Source organism: Clostridium sp. C8-1-8, assembly GCF_009928445.1.
GTDB lineage: Bacteria > Bacillota > Clostridia > Clostridiales > Clostridiaceae > Clostridium_AR.
This window is the reverse complement of sequence record NZ_JAABNO010000025.1, coordinates 1-15472: the sequence shown is the minus strand read 5'-3', so window position 1 is coordinate 15472 and position 15472 is coordinate 1. Positions and strand designations below refer to the sequence as shown.

Genomic DNA, 15472 nt, shown 5'->3' with positions numbered 1-15472 from the left:
GCCTTTTAGGTCAAATATACAGAAAGCATACGGAATAGATTGCTTCTTGCTTTTGTGGCTGCAATAGTGATTTATAGTATTTTGTTGATTTTAGTAAAGGTGCTTGAAAAGATATTTCACTTGGATGCAGTTGAAAAAATATGTATTATGTACTCAAATGCTGGCAATCCGATTATCCCAATTGTAACTTCTGTCCTAGGCAAAGAATTAGTTATTTATTCCAGTGTTTTCTTATCTGTACAGATAATTCTTCTCTGGACTCATGGCAGTAGGGGACTCTGCGAAGAGCGAAAAATAGATATTAAAAAAATTCTTTTTAATACCAATATGATTACTATCTTCCTTGGAATTTTATTGTTTGTTACAAGAGTCCAACTACCCAATATTATACTCAATCTCATCAAAGCAGACAGATGCACCTAAGGAGAACAACATTAAAATATTCAAGTAGTTTTATAGTCATGGAACAGTTTTGGTAAATATGGTATGATTGCAAGTAATTATGTGGGAACAGTAAGATGTTGTTCACTAATAATATTTGTATTTATTTGTATGCAAGTAAAAGAAACTGAAAAGCGGAGGAGTAATAGATGAAAATTATAATAATCGGGTGTCCAGGTGCGGGAAAATCAGTATTAACAAAAAAAATTAATGATTTTCTGCATTACCCAGTTTTACATTTAGATAAAATTTATCATACTAGCGGAAAATCGCACATAACAAGAGACGAATTAGTTGCAAGAGTAAGTGATTTTGCACGGATACACGAGAAATGGATTATTGATGGTAATTATATTTCTACTCTTGAAATGAGGGTTAAATTAGCTGATACAATAATAGCATTAAATATACCTTCAGAAATATGTGTAGCCAACGCTTATAAAAGAGCTGAAGAAAATATTAAGCAAGGTGTAATTAGGGATGACATGGCAGAGGGCTTTGATTATACAGTGGAAGAAGAATTTATTGAGTTCATAAAAAATTTTGAAATGGATACAATGCCTAGAATTAAAGATATATTAACAAGTTTTCCTGATAAGAACATAAAGATTTTAAGTAATTATAGAGAAGTAGAAGAATTTATAGACAGTTTAAGAAAAGAATATGCTGAATAAATTGCTGAGTATTACTTTTAAAGGAACTGTTAATATGGACCTGCCCTCTTATTTTCTGTCCCCACAGGAATACCACACTATATATTTATTATGCTTTGTGCAAGCTTATTAGCAATGCTTTATCACTTATAAGCTTGTGCAAAGCTTCCTTGCTCTTTTTCAAAAATACCTAGCGGAGTTTCTTCCACTAGGTACAGGACAATCAATATTTATTATTGTATTAAATTGTTCTATGACTAAAAATTAAACATATCTTAGCTATTGATCTAAATTTGGTATCTCAATTGTAGTGCTGGCTCCCTCTACTTCACTATTAGTTCTATTATCATAAACCTTAATTGTAATACTTTTATGTCCTTTATATTCACTTGAAATAAACGGTTTTGTAATCACAGATACCTTTTTTCCACTATCATAACTCACACCCGTACCTTTACAGTATAATTGTTTGCCTGTTTCATCGAACAATCCAAAATAGTAATGGTCTTCGCCTTCAAAATCCCATCCACCTCTGTTCTCAGAAAAGAATACAGCACCAAAAGGGGTGAAAGAAATAGAGTCTAAATATATGGAGCCTTCTTGTATTTTGATATCTTTGTTTAGCTTAACCTCTTTTAATGAATTGTTAAGCTTAGTCTTATCAACTTCCACATTAATTGTTTTTACAATCTCAGCATCTTTCCTTGGATTATTAGTATATAGGATGTCGAAAGGCAATGTCATTTTATCTGGAAGATTTAAATTTTTTATAATCATGTAGCTATAATGGGTAAAAGAATTATCGGTCTTCTCTGTAATAAAATCACCTCCAGAGGTGCTTTGATCATCTTTTACAGGTACTTTTGCTGAGATCATTAGTTTTTCATCGTCAAGTGATTCTATTGGCTTTCCATCTGTCCTAGACACTGTATATGAATAAATAAGAAAATTATTATCATAAATAACATCGTGAATATTAACATTGAGATCATAAAAATTATCGACGGTATCAACATGCTGAGCGTATTTATCATATTCTTCAGGTGCATAGAAATAATTCTTAATATTTTTAACTACTGGTATATTTTTACCGAATACCATCACTGTAGATGAGAGCACCATAAATGCAACCACGGCTGCAACTGCTATAAAAGGCCTTTGCCTTCTTTTCTTCTTGGGTAAATTACTTAGAGTTTGGTTAAAGAAGTTATGAAACTCTGTATCTATTGCTTTATTCTTTTCCTTATTAAATAAATCCTCAACACTATAACCTTTCATAACGTTTATCCTCCTTACAATTAATCATTTCATATAACTGGGCTTTTGATCTAAATAATCTAGATTTAACTGTCCCCTCAGGTATATTAAGTATCTCTGAAATTTCCTTGTAATTAAAATCATTGAAATAGAAAAGTATAATTACAGCTCTGAAGTCTTCTGGTAATTTCTTAAGCAGTTCATAAATTTCTACTCTTTCTAAAGATTCATCCATAGTTGGGATTACAATTTCCTCATCTAAATATGTAACTTTGCTTTCTCTGTGAAGATGGGTTTTACACTTATTAATCAATATTTTTATTAACCAACTTTTAAAAGAAGCTGAATTCTTTAATGTACCTATTTTCTGGTAGGCGGTTATTATAGTTTCTTGAACTACATCATAAATAAAATCAGTATTGCCAAGCATATGTTTTGATAGGTTGTACATATCACGTTCATATAAACTCATTAACGAAACAAAAGCTTCCTTATTTCCACCTTTAGCTTTAATAATAAGATTTTCGCTGTCCAATTAATCACCTTCTTTCAACTATACATTAACAAGACTCGCGTTAAAGGGGTTTTGTTCCCTTAAAAATAAATATTTTTTCCTTAGGAAATTTCAGCTTATTTTTTTGATAAGAATAATTCAAATAAAATAAATATTTTCCTCTAAATTTTCTTGAAAGTACCTTTACAGGGATAAAAAGATTCTTTTTTGATTTTATCCTATTACTATTATCAAGACTTAATCCTCCTCCAGGAACTATACAATGTATATGTGGATAATACATTAAGTTTTGCCCCCCAAGTATGGAAAATAGTTGTAAAACCGATATTGGCATTTAAATATTTCGTATCCTTTGCTAATTCTAGCAAAGTCTAGGAAACAGCAGTAAATAGGATAGAATACATTGTGGATATTATATCTTTATGTCTTAAATAAGTAGTAGAATATAATAAGAGTCTTATTTCTTCTTTTGTTAAATATTTATGTAATTTCTTATCATATCTAAGTATAGGAATTCTCAAATCACTCCACGATCCCTCAAGAGTTACAACATAAAAGAATTTTAGAGTACTATTAATATAACTTACAGTTCCTCTGCATAATTTTTTAACATTTATGCAATAATTCAGATAGTTGAAAATTTGTTGTTCACCTAGCGTTTCAGGTGGCTGATTATAGAATTTAGAAAACTTCTTTATAGTTAAAACCATACTGTTTATAGTAGCTTTGCTACGACCACGAAGTTCTAGATATTTAATCATTTTGTCTATTCTTTGATACATTTTATCACTCCTTCAAAAGGCGTGTAAAATCTAAGAAGTGAAGTTTCCTTGAGAAAGAAACTTCACTTCTTACTTTTTCCATATAAACTTAAACTAATCACTGACTTAAGCCATCGCTTTTAGCGATTTAGTTCTATGAAAAAAAAGACGTCGTAACTTGTGAAGTTTAATATGCGAACAATGCTTTTTGAAAATTGAATAATGCAGTGTAGAGAATAATATTAATACCTTCAAGTGGCTTTATAGTCATGGAATAACTTGGCGAAATATGGTATGATTACAAGTAATTAGTTGGAGATAGTAAATTTATCTGAAATAAAAATAATTCATATTTTATTAGGAGATAATAATAATGAAAAAGGCAATCTCTCCCATACTGGGAATAGGACTTCTTATATCTGTAATGTATAGAATAACAGAAAGGTTCATTATGCCAATACCCAATTGGTTTGCAATACCACTGCTTTTAGTTGCAATTATTTTAATAATTGTAGGTGGATTTAAAACAAAATATATAAAATAGGTATTATACGCTACGAATTATGTTTAAAGTTAAAATGTAATATTCTTTTTTATGTCACAACAATAAAAACGAATAATTAATTAAACACTGGATTATTCATAATTGAGTTTTGCAGTGTTTTGCGTCGCAATGCAAGAAAATTTCCACGATAACTGGTTATGATTTGAAAAATTATAAATCAGCATATCCTAAAGTAAAAAAATTGATCTCAGGGACAGGGGGACGGAGCTTTAGTCCCATATATTCATCTTATAAACTTAATTTATATAGGTTATATAATCTAATCTTTTGGAGACTATCCGGAGTGCATAATTAGTAGATTAAGTTGTATATATTTAATATTTAGCTAGATTGGAGGAGAAGATGGAGGATCTATATTCAGATAAGTTCATTGCAGCATTAAAAAATCATGATATGGAGAAATTAAGAGCCATTCCAAAATCAGATTTGCACAATCATTTTGCCTTAGGTGGAAGTAGAGAGTATATAAAACTCAAAACTGGAGTAGAAATTCCTTATTTTAAAGGAGTTTTGTCCACCATGCAGGATATGCATAGATGGAATGATAAGTACATTGGGGACAAGTTTAATAATAAAGAAATGCGAAAACTATTAATTGATGCAACTTTTGTACAAGCTAAATATGATGGAATTAAAGTTCTAGAGATTGGTGAAGATGTTTGGGGCTTAGGAGAGTTTTTTCATGATGATATAGAAGCGTTAATTAATGTGTTTCAAGATGCAAACCAAAGGATAGCACCAGAGATTGAATTAAGGCTGCAAATAGGATTATCAAGGCATTGTCCTATAGATTATTTGACAGAGTGTTTAGAGCATTTTTGGGGAAATGAAATATTTTATTCTATTGATTTGTATGGAGATGAGCTTGCACAGCCAATTGAAAATTTTATTCCAATTTATAAGAAAGCTAAAAGCCAAGGCTTGAGGCTTAAAGCTCATGTTGGAGAATGGGGCACTGCTGATGATGTGAAAAAGGCAGTTGAGTTGCTAGAACTGGATGAAGTACAACATGGCATTGCCGCGGTTACTTCAGAAAAAGTAATTGAATTTTTAATAAATAACCATATCCGCTTAAATATTACTCCTACAAGCAACATTAAACTTGGTAGAGTTGAAAGTTTAGAAAAACATCCAATTAAGGAACTTTATCGTTCAGGAGTTGATGTAACCATAAACTCTGATGACATACTTATTTTTGACAGCGATGTATCAAAGGAATACATGAGATTATATAATGCTGACACATTGACTGCTGAGGAGCTTGATGATATAAGGATTAATGGATTGATAAGGTTATGAAAGTTATATTAGTATGTGAACATAGGAAAATAATGTGATGCAATTGGCAAATTTAAAGATATGAATATTCTATTGAAAAAATAAATAATGCGGTAAAAAGATATTTTAAGTCACCCTTAGAAGTAGAACTTTTATTGAATAGAATGTAATATAGTGCAATGATTGTAGGAGATGCCATGTACTTGTAAGCTATGACGTACAAAATAATAGATACTTATAATATATTCAGAAGGATTACTAATTTAAGTAATATATTGAGAGGAAGTGGATGATTTGATTAAACCATATATTTCTCAACCTAAAGGTAGTATGTATTGTGGTGCATATTCAATTGCCTACTACTTATGGGAAACCAACAAAGCTGAACATATAAATGATAGAGCTTTTGTTGATAATATTTACAAAGAAATACAATTAGGTCCCAACAATATGGGTATCCATGAAGCTTGTTCAGATCCAGAAAAGATGGCCAAGCAATTAAGGGATAGGTGGAATTCGGATTCCTATCTATGCGTATTACCTAATAGTCCCTTTATGAAACTTGCAAATGACTTTAACATATCTGTTGAAAATATAAATGTTATTGATAAACTTAAAGCAGGTGCTAATAAATATGCAATTATTATGTGCGGTTCGGAAAAGTCTGCTAAAGCCTTGCACTATATACTTATCAAATATGAAGATAATACATTGAAAATGTTAAATTCATCAGCTTACTATGGTAATGGTACTGATAACGTTACTTGGGAGAATTTTGTTATCGAAACTAATGGTAAGTTTACCTTAGAGAGGGAGACTCCATACCTGTATACAGGAGCAGGCATTCTTATAAAATAATCTTATGAAAAATTATCTATAATTCATAGTTTTTTTATATAGCCTCACATAAAAAACTAATGACTGCTTAAAACACCCTATGGTCTAGAATTTTTTTAGAATCATTTGGTACAACATGGTATAATTTGTGATAATTAAGATGCATTGGTAAAGTGTTCAGTGTTGCTTATACCAAGCTTCCATATTGATAATCTGTTTAGCAAAATTGGGAGAAACTATAAATGAATATAATAGGCTTACTAATGATTACATTAGTTTTAATAATAACTTTGCTTTTACTTTCAAATCAAATAAGAAATATAAAGAAAAGAAAACATTACAGTAAAAGAACATATATTTTAACTTTGTCCGTTATTTCGTTCGTATATATAGCACTTCTTGGCTATGGCATTTATGCAAAGAAAGGACTATTCTTTGTCATGTGTATATTGATAGAACTTGTTTTAATAATATGTTTATTTATCCGTGGTATGGGTGTTTCAAAACAATAAATTATTATGTTTTATTCTTGTCTAACCTCATATAAATAAAAATAAATAATCACTTAAAACACAGCATGGTTCGTAATGAACTGAACCCTATCAAGTAGACAGTTTAAACAATAAGGCTATGGGTTAGAACAATGTTGATAATGTATCAATTTTTAAGGGAAGTCAGAAATGGCATCCCTTAAAACGCATTTAAGAAAAAAATGAAGTAACCTTCAGATAAAAACTTATTTTAACCTCTAAATAGATTAAGCGTTTAGTAAATTACTTATTTTCTGACCTCTTAGTTTTTCATCAACCCATAAAAATGATACCTCTAACCAATTACCATGAGTTTCTGCTGAAATTCCTCCTATTTTATTATCATTTTCAAACAATTGCAATCATTTGAATCAATACATATAATTACTGATATATTTAGTTGCAACACCATTAAACCTAGGGACAGGGGTATGGAGCTTCTGTCACATATATTCATCTTAAAAACTACACAAATGGCAATATTGTAAAACAAATTGGATTACCTAAATAAGTATTTAAAGTCTTAAGTGGAAAGAGGTTTTTCTAGGAGCTAAGTGGAGCAAACCTATTAGAGAAATAGGTGAAGTATATTAATACCCCTATAAAACATTAAAAAGCAATATAAATGTAAACTAACCTGCTTATACCCCTGTATTATTTTACAACTATATGAAACTTATTGAATATTGTGGTAAAATTATATTTGTTGTTTTTAAAGTAAAATTGTAATAATTAGTGGAGCAAGGGGGCATTTTTATGAATTATTGTAATAGTCCCAATGAATTTTATGGGAAACCTTATGTATTAGTAGATAATGAAACCGTTGTAGAAGTGAGTGAGTCTTTTACTCTTATGACTGAATATTCAGTTGAGGAACTGCTAAACAAGAATATCAAGGAATTATTTAGTGTTTTAAGAATAGGACCCAATTTTAATGGGGAAAACACAGAAGGTGATAAAGAATATTTCATATTTACCAAGTCCTTTGGGGTCAGGTTTGTAAGCATAGATATAACTGGAGATTCATTTCAGAAGGTATTTGTTTTTTCAGAGGATCCAAATTCACGATGGGATGTTAAATTCTCAGCTATAGAAGCACTATGTTCTCATAAAAAATTTGGTGTTGCTGTTTTTAGCACTCCAGATATAACTCTACTGAAAGCTAATCAAACTTATCTTAACTTTTTGGATAAGCCTTTTAATAATATGGAAAATTCTATAGGAAAAAGAATATACGAAATCATACCAGGATGGATTGGCAGCTCATCTGAAGATATATGGAAAAGCGTACTTGCAGATTCAAAACCGTTCTATAGCGATGAATATATGTTTAAATTCGAAAGAGGTTTGACTTACTGGGAAGCAAGCCTCACTCCTGTATTTGAGGATGGCGTTTTAAAATATTGCATTGAAATTACATCAGAGATAACAGAAAAGGTTTTAAACAGAAAAAAGGTAGAGGAACAGTCAAAGTTTATTGAGCAGCAAAAAAGGGAGCTAGAGGTAATACTCGACAATATGTCGGATGCATTGTTTATAATAAATCCTGACGGCAGTTATAGATATATTAATAAACGTGCTTACGATATGACTTATCGATCAGATAAAGTCCAGAAGCATGGAGATAGCATAAATCATACAAAGTATTATTATATGAATGGAAAAGAATTAATTAGGGAAGAGCTACCAGGTTCAAAGGTTCTAAAGGGTGAGAAGATAGATAATATTGTCCTTAAGGCTGTCAGACCTGATAAAACTATGTATTTAGGTTTTACCGGAAGTTCCTTATATGATAATGATGGAAAATTGACTTCAGCTATTATTTGTATTCGTGACATGACAGATTATATAATAAGTACGGAAGCCTTAGAAAAAAGTCAATTAAGTTTGCTGCAGGTAGAACGTGAGAAAAACGAAGCTCTTGAAAAAGCAATGTTGATGAAGGATGAGTTCTTATCACTTATTTCTCACGAGTTTAAAACACCTATAAACGTCATTAACATGGCAATACAAACACTGAACAATATATACGAAGATCAAATGACTGATAAAGTTAAAATGTATATGGGAACTATTAAGCAGAATACTAATAGACAGTTGAGATTGGTAAATAACCTTCTTGATATCACTCGTGCTAATGAAGGTCGTATAAAAATGCATAAAAGCAACTTAGATATTGTTTTCTTGACTAAAGTTATCACTGAGTCTGTATACGAATTTGCAGCCAAAAAGAAAATTCAGATGAAGTTTGTATCCAAGCTTGTAAAGAAGGTAATAGCTGTTGATGATGAAAAATATGAAAGAATTCTTTTAAACCTTCTTTCCAACGCAATCAAATTTACCCCTGAAGGTAAATCTATAGTTGTAAGCTTGTATTCATTAAAAGGGAAAGTATGTGTAGACGTAAAGGATTCAGGAATAGGTATACCTTCAGACAAGTTAGAGGTTATCTTTGAGAAATTTGGTCAGGTTGACAGTTCGTTGTCAAGACAAGCAGAAGGTACTGGAATAGGATTGTCGCTGGTAAAGAAGTTTATTGGAGTTTTAGGTGGAAGCATATCAGTGAAGAGCAAAGTTGGCGAAGGCACAACCTTTACAATAATACTACCAGATGAAATAGTAGTAGAAGAAAGTAACGATAAACCTATGATTGACTTGATGAATGATAATCGTCTCACCCAAGCAATGAATGTTGAGTTTTCAGACATATACTTATAGAAATTGATTTATTTAGCAATTATTCTTATTTAATTATACATAGATAAAAGCAGATAATTACTTGAAACACCGCATTATTTATAATGGAATTATGCGGTGTTTTCTACGTTGTAATACAAAAAAACAACATACATAGATTTGATTTACACAAATCTATGTATGTTCCCTTACCAACTAACTACTGTCACATGTATAATATAATAATTTATCTAAACAGCACACTTAATATCATAGTTATAAATAATCTCATTTAGCCCACACTTAAAAATATTTAAAGACATAGCTTTACCTCCAGATAATTAATAAACAAGATATACATCTATAATCTCTTATAAATAGATTGAACATCTAAATTAAAAATACTTTAATCTTGTATCAATATGTGAGAGCTTTAGCGAACTATTTACTGTCTATAGCATTTATGCAAAAGAATATTTGCTAGAACATTTGATTTCGATGGCTTATAACAGTTATTTATGGTGAACAGTAAAAATAAATCTTATTTATCACCAGTTTATTTGATGTACATTCTGAAAAGAGTATGCACAAAAAGTTATTTATATAATTCAGAAATCCAATTTGGTAATTATTTGACTAAAAACATCAGCAGGAAGAAGGCTTCCTTTCATCGACACCACTTTAGCTGATACTTCATTGGCTATCTCTAGGCTTTTTATGTTGGAATAACCTAATTTTCTAGAAGCCATGAAGGCTCCAATATGTGAATCGCCAGCACCTATTGTATCAACAACATCAGCTTTGATACCTATGGCATGCTGCAAGAATTTGCCGTCATACATATAAGATCCATTTTCACCATCTGTGATGATTATGCAATTATTGGTTAAGGAATAAAGTAGCTTAACAGCTTGTTCTAAAGTTGCTGCTTTTGTAAAGGTTAGGATTTCATCCATATTTAGATGAATGATTGGTGAAAGCTTGAAAATATCATCAATCTTCTTTTTATCTATTATGGAGAATCTTGGCCCAGGGGCAAAGAAAACTTGTAGATGTCTATTATTATTAAGAAAAGATATGATTTTATCACCTGTAGGCTCCTCAATTTCCAGACCACAGATGTAAGCCTGGTCAAAATCATTCATATTAATGCCATCAAGCCACTTAGGATCAAAGGTGTATTCCGCACCGTGATAGGATAGAAAAGTTCGTTCTCCATTAGCTTCAACATAACAATAACAACACCCGTTATCTTGATCTGAAACTCTCACAAAAGGCGATAAGCCTATTTTCTGAAGCTTAGAAGCTACATAATCTCCATAGATTCCAGTACCTATAGGTGAACAAAATACATAAGGGACCTCAAAAAGCTTTATTATGTTCTGCACATTAAAACCACAGCCACCAATAGACATAGTTTGGCCATTTATGTGACGGTCTTCAGTGGTAGTGGGGAGCTTTTCTATATTGATGATTATATCAAGTACAGTAGATCCTATAATAAGTGTTTTTTTCATGGTTACCTCCTAGGCTTTTGTTAGATAATTATATTATATCATAGGGACAGGGGGACGGAGCTTTAGTACCAAGTGTTAGTCTCACAGTTTACAGTAAGCAAAGGATATTAATAAGTTTTGTGCTATAATATTCCAAAATATGCTATAATTGAAAGAAATAAAAATGAGAATTAGAAAATAATAATGTGCGGAGGGGCTTTATGACAAAGGTTAGAGCTGTTGTTTTTGATTTGTTTGAGACATTGCTTCATGATGTTAAATTTGATTTTAATTCTGGCTTATTTTATCTGCATGAATATATTTTATCAGAGGACACAGATAAAGTTGAATTTTTAGATTATGCAGCTACATATTGGAAGCAGCTTTATGACAGAAGAAATGAGGACAATTCAGAAGTGGCTTTTGAGGACGAACTTCTTGATTTCAAGAATAAATATGGCTTTAAAGTGGATTATCCTATAGAAGAAATTTTATTTAATTGTGCACTTGAAATAAATGCTACTGAACTGTTTAATGACACTATTTCTACATTAGAGCAACTTAAGCTATTAGAAATTCCAGTATATTTGTTAAGCAATTCCATATTTAAAAAGAATGTAATGAATAAATTTATTAACCAATATGATTTGGAAAAATATTTTGTTAACACACATTTTAGTGCAGATTATAACATAAGAAAGCCACATAAGGATTTATTTAAAACCGTATTTGAGGATATTAAAAAATATGATGCCAGCATAGGCGTGGGACAAGTTTATTTCATCGGAGATAACTTTGAAGTTGATGTTCTAGGGGCTAATAATTTTGGATTTACACCAGTTTATATAAACCGTAAAAAAGATACAGTTATTAATAAAGATTTTATTATGATTAAGTCTCTAAAGGAATTATTAGAAGTAATTCAGGGTCATGGGGACGGAGCTAGTGTCCCAATGTAAGACAAATAGCAGTTGGTTTTATTAATAATATGAGGAGCTAGGGATATGAGAGAAATACCTCTATATAAATCTTTTTCTAAAATTGAATTAATTACAAAAGGTATGGCAGGTGATAAAAAATATTATATTGAAACTGTTGATGGAGAGCATATGTTACTTCGTGTTGCAGATGTATCGGAGTATTCGCAAAAAAGAGCAGAGTATGAGAAAATGAAGCTTTTAGCTTCGTTTGGTGTACCAATGTCTTCACCTATAAATTTTGGTACTTGCGATAAAGGCAAATCTTTATATACCTTATTAAGTTGGGTTGATGGAGTTGAAGTTGAAATGATTCTGCCAGACTTAAGCTTAAGAGAACAGTATATGTTAGGTGTTAAGTCAGGTGAAATACTTGAAAAAATTCATTCAGTTCCTTTTACACCCCTATCTGATAATTGGGATGAAAGGTATTATTCTGTAATTGGTCCACGACTAGAAGCCTTTCGCTCTGAGGGAATTCCCTTTGAAGGCAATTCTATTATTTTAAATTACCTTGAAAGTAATAGACACTTATTACGCCAAAGATCACAGTGCCAGCATCACGGTGATTATCATACTGGCAATATGATATTATCGGATACTGGGAATTTATCAATTATTGATTGGCATACTGTTGACTTTGAGGGTTATGGAGATCCGTGGTACGAATTTAATCGTATTGGGGTTGAGTTTCCCGCCTTTGCATCTGGTCAGATAGACGGTTACTTTAAACATGAAGTGCCAGAGAGTTTCTGGAAGTTGTTAGCTTATTACCTTGCAGCCAGTGAAATAACATCCATTGTCTGGGCTAAATATTTTGCACCAGAAAGAACAAAAAGCATTTTAAAGAAGAATACAGATATTTTGTGTTGGTTTGATAATATGAAAAAACCTATTCCAACATGGTATCTCAGAGATTTTTCTTAATTATAGAGTTCCATTACGAAAACTTAAGTTATTTTACAAGTAATTACACTAGAATAATAATCTTGTATACAACTATTTTAGAAATATTAAGTGAACTGGGGGATTTTATGAGTTTTATAGATATATTTTTTATTGTGGTTTTTTCTATTCCTATTATTGCAGTTCTTTTATATATGATATTTTATCCAAGAGAAAGTGCTTTATTCGGTAGGAGGTGGCAATTTAAGAACGAAAACCTTGAACCAAGTGACGAGGCAGTTAAATATAATCGTACTATGGGAATCATTGGATTAGTTTTTGTACTAATAATAATAGTGCTCTCTATTTTAAAAGCATTACTATAATAGCTTTTGCGATGATACCATTTAGGATTAACAAAGATTTTCTTACTTAATGGCACAACAATAAAAGCTAATAATCACTTGAAGCACTGTATTATTTAAAAAGAATGTTGCAGTGCTTTTATGTCTTAATAAAGGAATAATGTACAATAGCAGTATTTTACATATAAATAAGTTAGGAGGATATGTTTATGGATTTTCAATTAATATTAGGAATAAGTATTATCTTAATGTCAATGATATTGACGTTATCTATATTAATATCTAAGAAAGAACAGTATAATATTTTTCAAGTAAATATTGAAAAATATGAAATAATTAATAGACCTAAATATAGATTTAAACTATTCATTACAAACATTTTATTCGGAATACTTGGATTTATAATGGGTTTTCTTATAATTTTTTATTTCTCAAGATATTCGGGATATATTGTAATTTCCTATTTCTTAATAACAAAATTATTAGAAATGTGGACAAAACAAGGTACTGTTAAAAGGAAGATGATTAGGTAGTAATATGAAAATTTTACGTCTTAAAAGCTATGAGGAATTAATTCTTTATAGCTTTTTATATTTGCTTTACACCATTTAATTCCACTTACTTTTCAGTACATGACACGGATGCTGCCACTACCCCATTTTAGGAATTATAGATAATAAGCAACTTGATATTTTTATCTATATTGCTGAAAATACTAATCACGTCACTAATACCTTCATAGGGACTTACGAAAAAATTTCAAGGGATACTGGAGCTTCTTCAAGAACTATAGCAAAAATTATGAAAAAGCTTCAAGTTAATAACTTTATCAAAAAGGTGCAGAATGGTGTATGGCTTGTAAATCCTAACATCTTGATGAAAGGTAATGATAATAAAAGGAAAATCCTTTTATCGTATTACAATTCCGAAAACCCAATTGATGAGATATCCGTTTCAAGAGTAAAAAGAAAAGCTCTTGAGGAAAAACTTATTCTGGAAGGTCAAATTGACAAAGGAGTGAATGGAATTGAAAAATAGACTAGAAGGTGCTGAACTCACCATATATAAAACAGATGGTGAAAGTTTTGCATTTGATTTAAGCCCAACTCAACTGCTAGCAATTTGCAAAATATTAGGAATTAATTTTGACGAAAAAGGCAATATGACTTGTTTTTCAGATGAAGGACTTAAGAAGTTTATGGAAGTAACAGTTGATAGGATGAAACTTAGTCAGGAATAAGATGGAAAACCTCCGCGATAAAACACGTTATATCGGCCTTTAAAAAAGCGAAGGGGAGTTGTTAAACTCCCTTTTTATCTCCAAAAAGCCCCGCAGGTCACACTGGAATTCACGTAGTAAATTCCAGTGTGTGTTGGAAAGTAAATTAAAATAAGGGTACAGCCAACTTATGTGTAAATACCAGCCACATAATAATGACTTGGTTGAGCTATTTTACAATTTAACATAATATTTATTATTAATTAACTTTAAAAATATTAATAATAGCATCATCAACTTCAAAAATTTTAGATATTTTTGAAGTTGAAAATTCATAATAATATAATGCATTTGAAGTTACAGTATTGCCTTTATTAGATTGATCAATAATATTTGAGTTTAATGTAGAGCCCAAAAAATAGAATCCTTTTTCATCTGGTGAAAATTGTGGACTTTTAATTATATTAAATTTAGTATTTTCAAATTTATCGCCAGGCTTTAATATAACTTTTTCATATTTATTTTTTAAATCAATTAAATAAATACTGTGTATTGTCTTTTTATTAACTATATCTGTAGCATCAAATAAAAGTTTATCCGCCTTATTATTAACAGAAATATTATCAATAAATTTATTTGCACTATAAATTTGCTTTTTATTTTCTCCACTTTTATCATATTCAGCTACTTTATTACTTGGTATATTAGGAAATTTAGTTGACGCCATTTCACTTATAGAACGTTCTATTGTATAAATTTTATTATTGACCTTGTTATAATAAAATTTATATATTTGCAAATCTGCATCATTCTTAAAAGTACGTATATCTTGATTTACTATATCAAATACACCTAATGTATAATTTTTATTATTAACATTTTGAAGAGTTCTAAAAATTAATGTATTATCATATAAATCAAACATATCTCCACTACAATTATTAAACGCTACCCTTTCAGTATTATTGTAGATTGTCAAGTACTTTTGACCCACTTTTTCACACAAAACTGACCCACT

At 30.4% G+C, this 15472-nt stretch carries 18 protein-coding genes; 12 read left to right on the top strand and 6 right to left on the bottom strand.

What is annotated here, in order from left to right; genetic code table 11:
- The first annotated feature begins 590 nt into the window (after positions 1 to 590).
- Complete coding sequence (locus GXK57_RS20040; protein ID WP_160679747.1) at positions 591 to 1115, top strand: topology modulation protein; 525 nt, start codon at positions 591 to 593, stop codon at positions 1113 to 1115.
- Between the two features lie 258 nt (positions 1116 to 1373).
- Here the strand turns inward: GXK57_RS20040 and GXK57_RS20035 are convergent, their stop codons facing one another.
- The 4 genes from GXK57_RS20035 to GXK57_RS27005 all read right to left on the bottom strand — a co-directional run bounded on the left by GXK57_RS20035 (position 1374) and on the right by GXK57_RS27005 (position 3647).
- Complete coding sequence (locus GXK57_RS20035; RefSeq protein ID WP_160679745.1) at positions 1374 to 2372, bottom strand: DUF4179 domain-containing protein; 999 nt, start codon at positions 2370 to 2372, stop codon at positions 1374 to 1376.
- Positions 2359 to 2886, bottom strand: coding sequence for an RNA polymerase sigma factor (locus GXK57_RS20030; RefSeq protein ID WP_160679743.1), 528 nt, complete (start codon positions 2884 to 2886; stop codon positions 2359 to 2361). Before GXK57_RS20030 ends, GXK57_RS20035 begins: the two co-directional genes overlap by 14 nt.
- Positions 2887 to 2926: 40 nt before the next feature.
- Positions 2927 to 3148, bottom strand: coding sequence for a transposase (locus GXK57_RS27010; RefSeq protein ID WP_160679741.1), 222 nt, complete (start codon positions 3146 to 3148; stop codon positions 2927 to 2929).
- Between the two features lie 88 nt (positions 3149 to 3236).
- The gene (locus GXK57_RS27005) at positions 3237 to 3647 is read right to left on the bottom strand and encodes a phage integrase N-terminal SAM-like domain-containing protein (RefSeq protein ID WP_160679739.1); all 411 of its coding nucleotides are present in this window, start codon (positions 3645 to 3647) and stop codon (positions 3237 to 3239) included.
- Between the two features lie 352 nt (positions 3648 to 3999).
- Here GXK57_RS27005 and GXK57_RS20015 point away from each other — a divergent pair, with 352 nt between their 5' ends.
- The 5 genes from GXK57_RS20015 to GXK57_RS19995 all read left to right on the top strand — a co-directional run bounded on the left by GXK57_RS20015 (position 4000) and on the right by GXK57_RS19995 (position 9554).
- Entirely contained in the window at positions 4000 to 4170 is a 171-nt protein-coding gene (locus tag GXK57_RS20015; RefSeq protein WP_160679737.1) for a hypothetical protein, read from the top strand.
- 363 nt (positions 4171 to 4533) lie between these two features.
- The gene (locus tag GXK57_RS20010) at positions 4534 to 5490 is read left to right on the top strand and encodes an adenosine deaminase (protein ID WP_160679735.1); all 957 of its coding nucleotides are present in this window, start codon (positions 4534 to 4536) and stop codon (positions 5488 to 5490) included.
- Between the two features lie 273 nt (positions 5491 to 5763).
- Positions 5764 to 6327 carry a hypothetical protein gene (locus tag GXK57_RS20005; RefSeq protein WP_243156476.1) on the top strand — a complete coding sequence of 188 codons (564 nt, stop codon included), beginning with the start codon at positions 5764 to 5766 and terminating at the stop codon, positions 6325 to 6327.
- 221 nt (positions 6328 to 6548) lie between these two features.
- Complete coding sequence (locus GXK57_RS20000) at positions 6549 to 6818, top strand: hypothetical protein (RefSeq protein WP_160679733.1); 270 nt, start codon at positions 6549 to 6551, stop codon at positions 6816 to 6818.
- A 774-nt stretch (positions 6819 to 7592) separates the two neighbouring features.
- Positions 7593 to 9554: a PAS domain-containing sensor histidine kinase gene (locus GXK57_RS19995; RefSeq protein ID WP_160679731.1), complete on the top strand. Its 1962-nt coding sequence runs from the start codon at positions 7593 to 7595 to the stop codon at positions 9552 to 9554.
- 566 nt (positions 9555 to 10120) lie between these two features.
- Here the strand turns inward: GXK57_RS19995 and GXK57_RS19990 are convergent.
- Complete coding sequence (locus GXK57_RS19990) at positions 10121 to 11029, bottom strand: PfkB family carbohydrate kinase (RefSeq protein ID WP_160679729.1); 909 nt, start codon at positions 11027 to 11029, stop codon at positions 10121 to 10123.
- A gap of 200 nt (positions 11030 to 11229) precedes the next feature.
- Between GXK57_RS19990 and GXK57_RS19985 the strand changes: the two genes are divergently transcribed.
- From GXK57_RS19985 to GXK57_RS19960, 6 genes are all read left to right on the top strand, one after another.
- On the top strand, positions 11230 to 11967 hold the full coding sequence (locus GXK57_RS19985; protein WP_160679727.1) for an HAD family hydrolase: 738 nt from the start codon (positions 11230 to 11232) through the stop codon (positions 11965 to 11967).
- 45 nt (positions 11968 to 12012) lie between these two features.
- Positions 12013 to 12912, top strand: coding sequence for a phosphotransferase (locus GXK57_RS19980; protein ID WP_160679725.1), 900 nt, complete (start codon positions 12013 to 12015; stop codon positions 12910 to 12912).
- Positions 12913 to 13019: 107 nt separating this feature from the next.
- Positions 13020 to 13256 carry a hypothetical protein gene (locus GXK57_RS19975; protein ID WP_160679723.1) on the top strand — a complete coding sequence of 79 codons (237 nt, stop codon included), beginning with the start codon at positions 13020 to 13022 and terminating at the stop codon, positions 13254 to 13256.
- 188 nt (positions 13257 to 13444) lie between these two features.
- A complete protein-coding gene (locus GXK57_RS19970; RefSeq protein WP_160679721.1) occupies positions 13445 to 13768 on the top strand; it encodes a hypothetical protein in 324 nt (107 codons plus the stop codon).
- A gap of 124 nt (positions 13769 to 13892) precedes the next feature.
- On the top strand, positions 13893 to 14273 hold the full coding sequence (locus GXK57_RS19965) for a replication/maintenance protein RepL (RefSeq protein WP_160679878.1): 381 nt from the start codon (positions 13893 to 13895) through the stop codon (positions 14271 to 14273).
- A complete protein-coding gene (locus GXK57_RS19960) occupies positions 14263 to 14475 on the top strand; it encodes a hypothetical protein (RefSeq protein ID WP_160679719.1) in 213 nt (70 codons plus the stop codon). The genes GXK57_RS19965 and GXK57_RS19960 overlap by 11 nt, the downstream gene beginning before the upstream one ends.
- Before the next feature lie 238 nt (positions 14476 to 14713).
- On the opposite strand, the gene GXK57_RS19955 is transcribed toward GXK57_RS19960, so the two are convergent.
- Positions 14714 to 15472, bottom strand: a 759-nt coding sequence (locus tag GXK57_RS19955) for a hypothetical protein (protein ID WP_207710239.1), incomplete at its 5' end; no start/stop codon positions are given.

Coding starts and splice junctions, on each gene's coding strand:
- GXK57_RS20040 (WP_160679747.1), top strand. CDS start 591: ATGAAAATTATAATAATCGGGTGTCCAGGTGCGGGAAAATCAGTATTA.
- GXK57_RS20035 (WP_160679745.1), bottom strand. CDS start 2,372: ATGAAAGGTTATAGTGTTGAGGATTTATTTAATAAGGAAAAGAATAAA.
- GXK57_RS27010 (WP_160679741.1), bottom strand. CDS start 3,148: ATGTATTATCCACATATACATTGTATAGTTCCTGGAGGAGGATTAAGT.
- GXK57_RS27005 (WP_160679739.1), bottom strand. CDS start 3,647: ATGTATCAAAGAATAGACAAAATGATTAAATATCTAGAACTTCGTGGT.
- GXK57_RS20015 (WP_160679737.1), top strand. CDS start 4,000: ATGAAAAAGGCAATCTCTCCCATACTGGGAATAGGACTTCTTATATCT.
- GXK57_RS20010 (WP_160679735.1), top strand. CDS start 4,534: ATGGAGGATCTATATTCAGATAAGTTCATTGCAGCATTAAAAAATCAT.
- GXK57_RS20000 (WP_160679733.1), top strand. CDS start 6,549: ATGAATATAATAGGCTTACTAATGATTACATTAGTTTTAATAATAACT.
- GXK57_RS19995 (WP_160679731.1), top strand. CDS start 7,593: ATGAATTATTGTAATAGTCCCAATGAATTTTATGGGAAACCTTATGTA.
- GXK57_RS19990 (WP_160679729.1), bottom strand. CDS start 11,029: ATGAAAAAAACACTTATTATAGGATCTACTGTACTTGATATAATCATC.
- GXK57_RS19985 (WP_160679727.1), top strand. CDS start 11,230: ATGACAAAGGTTAGAGCTGTTGTTTTTGATTTGTTTGAGACATTGCTT.
- GXK57_RS19980 (WP_160679725.1), top strand. CDS start 12,013: ATGAGAGAAATACCTCTATATAAATCTTTTTCTAAAATTGAATTAATT.
- GXK57_RS19975 (WP_160679723.1), top strand. CDS start 13,020: ATGAGTTTTATAGATATATTTTTTATTGTGGTTTTTTCTATTCCTATT.
- GXK57_RS19970 (WP_160679721.1), top strand. CDS start 13,445: ATGGATTTTCAATTAATATTAGGAATAAGTATTATCTTAATGTCAATG.